The 5,051-nt window shown below is 59.4% G+C and carries 4 protein-coding genes and 1 pseudogene; all 5 read left to right on the top strand.

Features of this window, described 5'->3' with window-relative positions; genetic code table 11:
* Positions 1-1,217: urease subunit alpha (gene ureC, locus KVT38_RS33050; RefSeq protein WP_217597993.1), on the top strand; the 1,217-nt coding region annotated here is incomplete at its 5' end.
* A 20-nt stretch (positions 1,218-1,237) separates the two neighbouring features.
* The gene (locus KVT38_RS33045) at positions 1,238-1,921 is read left to right on the top strand and encodes an urease accessory protein UreF (RefSeq protein ID WP_217597992.1); all 684 of its coding nucleotides are present in this window, start codon (positions 1,238-1,240) and stop codon (positions 1,919-1,921) included.
* Positions 1,922-1,983: 62 nt separating this feature from the next.
* A pseudogene (gene ureG / locus KVT38_RS33040) lies at positions 1,984-2,673 on the top strand (urease accessory protein UreG).
* Positions 2,648-3,511 carry an urease accessory protein UreD gene (locus tag KVT38_RS33035; RefSeq protein ID WP_217597991.1) on the top strand — a complete coding sequence of 288 codons (864 nt, stop codon included), beginning with the start codon at positions 2,648-2,650 and terminating at the stop codon, positions 3,509-3,511. The pseudogene ureG and the gene KVT38_RS33035 overlap by 26 nt, the downstream one beginning before the upstream one ends.
* Before the next feature lie 250 nt (positions 3,512-3,761).
* Positions 3,762-5,051: hypothetical protein (locus KVT38_RS33030; RefSeq protein ID WP_217597990.1), on the top strand; the 1,290-nt coding region annotated here is incomplete at its 3' end.

Here is a 5,051-nt window from a genome sequence, read left to right as displayed (position 1 = left end):
CGACCGGGACCAACGCTGCGACTCGCACGCCCGGCGCCTGGCATCTGCGGCGGATGCTGGAGGCCGCGGAGGCTTTTCCGATGAATCTGGGGTTCACGGGAAAAGGAAACGCGTCGTTCGAAGCGCCGCTCGTCGAGCAGATCGAAGCGGGTGCAATCGGCCTCAAACTGCATGAGGACTGGGGCACGACGCCGCGCGCGATCGATACGTGCCTGCGCGTGGCCGACGCGTACGACGTGCAGGTCGCGATCCATACCGACACGCTGAACGAGGCGGGCTTTCTGGAGGATACGCTGTCCGCCATCGGCGGAAGGACGATCCACACCTATCATACGGAAGGCGCGGGCGGCGGACATGCGCCGGATATTATCCGCGCGGCTTCGCATCCCAACGTGCTGCCCTCGTCCACCAACCCGACGCGCCCATTCACGGTCAACACGATCGAGGAGCACCTGGACATGCTGATGGTCTGCCATCACCTCGACAGCCGCATTCCCGAAGATGTCGCCTTCGCCGACTCCCGCATTCGGCCCGAAACGATCGCCGCGGAGGACATTTTGCACGATATGGGCGTATTCAGCATGATCAGCTCCGATTCGCAGGCGATGGGGCGCGTAGGCGAGGTCATCCTGCGCACGTGGCAGACGGCGGACAAGATGAAGCGGCAGCGGGGACCGCTTGAGACGGACACGGACAGCGACAACTTTCGGATCAGGCGCTATATCGCCAAGTACACGATCAACCCTGCTATTACGCACGGCATCTCGCATCTCGTCGGCTCCATCGAACCGGGCAAGCTCGCCGACCTCGCGGTCTGGTCGCCCGCCTTTTTCGGCGTCAAGCCTGATCTCGTCCTGAAGGGCGGGAGCATCGCGTACGCGCAGATGGGCGATCCCGGCGCGTCGATCCCGACGCCTCAGCCGGTCATGGGCAGACCGATGTTTGCCGCCTACGGCCGAGCCGTCGAGCGATGCGCGATTACGTTCGTCTCGCAGGCGGCTTACGATAGCGGCTTGGCGGGAAGATTGGGGCTGCGCAAGCGGATCGAGCCTGTGCGCAACTGCCGCAGCGTCTCCAAATCGGACATGATCCTGAACGATGCGACGCCCGATATTCGGGTGGACCCGGAGACGTACGCGGTGACGGTGGACGGCGTGCCCGCCGTCTGCGAGCCGGCCGAGCGGCTGCCGATGGCGCAGCGATACTTTTTATTCTAGGGCGGGAGGAGTCGGCGCCTATGATTCGATGGCTCGCGGTCCAGCAGCTGCTCGACTCCGCGCTGCCCATCGGCGGATTCGCGCATTCGTTCGGCCTTGAGGCTGCGGTGCAGGACGGCCTCGTCGCCGACATGCGGGAGCTTGAGCAGTATATTCGCACGATGCTCCTGCAGAGCTGGTCGACCGCGGACGCCATGGCCGTCAAGGCAGTGTATGAGGCAGCAGAGGATGGGGATTGGACGCGTGCGTGGCGCGCGGAGCGGCTCGTCCACCTGCAGCGGGCAGGAAGCGAATCCCGTGCGGGCGCGGAGAAAATGGGACGGCGCCTGCTCCAGCTGGCCGTCTCGATCCATCCCGCGCTCGACTGGTCGGTCTTGCTCGCGGCATGCGAAGCCGGAGACTGCCTCGCCACGCATCCGCTGGTGCACGGCTTCGTCTGCCGGCAGCTCGGGCTGCCGCTCGAGCAAGCGGTGCAGGGCTATCTGTACGCCTGCGTCGTCACGGCGACGAGCAGTGCACTGCGGCTGCTGCCTATCGGGCAGACCGAATGTCAGGCGCTCATCGCCAAGCTCGGTCCCGCGATCGACGAGGGCTGGCGCATTGCGCGGGAGCTGGCTCCGGAGGAAGCCTACACGAACGCGCCGTTGAGCGAGATCGGCGCGATCCGGCACGAGACGCTGTACTCTCGACTGTTCATGTCCTGAGCGTCATGAGGAGACGACGCAAGCCTATTTAACGCATGACTATTTAATAGGAGGAATGCGAAATGTGCCAAGGAAAAGGACCGGGCCACCATCACCCAGAGTGGTTACAGCCAGCGTTCGAGGGCTCGCGCCCCATGCGCATCGGCATCGGAGGCCCCGTCGGATCGGGGAAGACCGCGCTGCTCGAAAATATCGCGCGCGAGCTCAAGTCGCGGTACAGTCTCGGCGTGATCACGAACGATATTTACACGAAGGAAGACGCACGCATCCTGCTGGCCACGGGCGTGCTGCCCGAAGAGCGCGTCATCGGCGTGGAGACGGGCGGCTGACCGCATACGGCCGTTCGCGAGGATGCTTCCATGAACTTCGAGGCCGTGACCGAGCTTGAAGAGCGATTCCCCGAGCTGCAGCTCATTCTCAACGAAAGCGACGGCAACAACCTGACCGCGGCGTTCAGCCCGGAACTAGCCGATCGCTTCATTTATATTATCGACGTCGCGCAGGGGGAGAAAATTCCGCGCAAGGGCGGTCCTGGCATCATGCGCTCCGACCTGCTGTTCATTAACAAGACCGATCTCGCTCCGCATGTCGGCGCCAGCCTGGCGGTCATGGAGGCGGACACCAAGCGGATGCGCGGCGATCGGCCATTCGTCTTTTCCAACCTGCGGGCCGGCGACGGGGTGGAAGAGATCGTCGGCTGGCTCGCGCACGAATACGAGAATGCACATGGCATCGAGCACAGCTATCACTGATGGGGGTGCCGGCCGCCTTTCCGTGCTGGAGGCTGCGGCTGAGCTACGGGGCGGCGAGACCGTTCTGGCTCGCCGCTACTGCACGTCGCCGATCAAGATCGCCAAGACGTTTCCCGAAGGAGGCGCGCTTGGCGTCATGCTGATGGACGCTTCGCCGGGCATGCTGGAGGGCGACCGGTATGAACTGAACTGGGAGGCGGAGGCCGATACGCATCTGGTGCTGACGAACCAAGGCTTCACGAAGGTTCACCCGTGCGGGCCCGGCCAGGCCGCATCGATGGAGAGCCGCTATCGAATCGGTGCCGGCGCCGTCGTGGAGACGATGATGAAGCCCGTCATGCTCTACCGGGACGCCGTCTTCGACAATCGAACGGTCGTCGAGCTGGCTCCCGGCGCCGTCTGGATACAGGGCGAGGTGCTGTGCCCGGGGAGGATGCTGCGGGGAGAGGCTTTTCAGTACGAGTCGTTGGACAATCGCTTGTCCGTTTATTACGAGGGTGAACTGATCCATCATCAACGGCAACTGATTCGACCTGGCTTGCAGCGGATGGCGACGCAAGGGGCTTGGGGAGATTACAGTCACCTGGGGTCGTTTGTTGTTTTTTCGGACCGGGTGACGTCGGGGTTGCTGGAGATGGTGAGGAAGGCGCTCGAGGAGCTCCCCTTTGCGCAGGAGCAGCTAATCGCGGGCGCGGCGCTGACCTGGCGGCACGGGCTGGCCGTCTCGGCGGCGGCGTCTTCCGCATGGGTGCTGCAGCAGACGCTTGGGGATGTCTGGGCAGCGGTGCGGCAGACGTTACTAGGGCTGGGGGCAAGTCAGGTGATTCGGATCGAATAATATCATATCGTTCAGAAATGCGATTTACGTAGGGCTCGTCCTCAAGGTCTCGTAGGAGACCGGGCGGGCTCTATTTTTTTAGAATGAAAGGCATTTACTGTTATTTGTTCAGTAGTTGTTCAGAACCATCATCGATAATGGTCAAAAAGGCCCGAAACTGTAGGAAAGCAATAGTACAAAGGAGGATGTTGGAAAATTTTTCTTTGTATTTTCGACATTTAATTTTTATGAAGGAAGGGATTCATTCTCTATGTTAGCGAACCACGTCAGTAAATCGAAATGGATGAAGAGGCTTTTTCTGAACTTGTTGATGCTAACTCTGCTCGGGTCTTCAATTTCATTGTCGCCGCCGAAGGCTAGCGCGGCTTCCGAGCCTCTGCTGGTGCCTTTGAATAGCACTGACTACCTGGACTTCACGTCCAAATCAACGCCGACGAAAAATCCGCAGTCCGAGCCGGGGAATACTTCGGGTTATGCCGTCGGCAATGTCTATCGTTATGCAAATGTACTGACCAAAAACGTTATAACGGTGGACGCGTTGGTCAAGATCGTTAGCAAGGACACAACCGCAACGCTGAACCTGTTGGATGACGATCCCTCTAACAAGTCTGCCGATATCCTCCGACGGTTTAATCCGACGATATCTACAAGTGGGGGAGCGGGCGCGATCCTGTTTCAGATCAGCTTTGTAAGAAGCGGGACGAGCGATCCTGTGTATCTGAAAGGCTTCAATCTGACTGCGATTGACCTGGACGGCAATAACGGTTCCTACCAGGAGTATGCCGAAATCGGCGGATTCTCAAGCTACGAGATCGATGCAACATCGGAATTAACGATTAGCAACGCAAGCGGCGGACGCACACGGTTTACAGGTCTTACTAATTCTTTGGCGGATGTAAACTTCGGGAATAGCGCTTCTTTTATTGCCCATTACGAGGCGCCGGTTCAAACGATCAAAGTCTTGATCGGCAATACAGGAGCGCTCAACAATGGTACAGGGGTAGGCAGACAATTCTCGCTTAATTTCGGTGCCCCTGGCGGCGTATTTACAACGCCTAAGGTATACCCGAATGCTGACTCCCCCACGATTACGTTAAGCGTGGAGGATGGCGGCGACGGAAAACTTTCAGGGTCAGAGAAATCTAGCGTGGTTCTTCAGGGAACGACGACCAAGGCGTCCCTTAATGATACGGTCACGTTAACCGTAGAAGACTCCGCAGGCAAGATCCTGACTTTTTTAACGACTGTAGATGGTAGCGGAGGTTACTCGAAGACCGTAGACCTGTCTTCACTGGCAATGGGCACTATTACAGTTACCGCGAGTGTGGTCAACGGGAACGGAAACCCTTCTTCTCCTGCGACCGACACTTCGATAATTGTAAACGAGGCACCAGTAGCGACGAACGTGGAGATCACAGGCGAGCAGGAAGTCGGCAAGCCACTGACGGGCGGCTATACGTACACGGATGCCGATACGGATGAGGAGAACAAAGAAGCAACGATCATCAAGTGGTATGTAGACAGCAATAAGAATGGCTCG

This window comes from Cohnella sp. GbtcB17, assembly GCF_019091135.1.
In the GTDB taxonomy this organism is placed as follows: Bacteria; Bacillota; Bacilli; order Paenibacillales; family Paenibacillaceae; genus Cohnella.
Note: the sequence above shows the minus strand (reverse complement) of the source record. Positions and strands in the feature narration are given on the sequence as shown.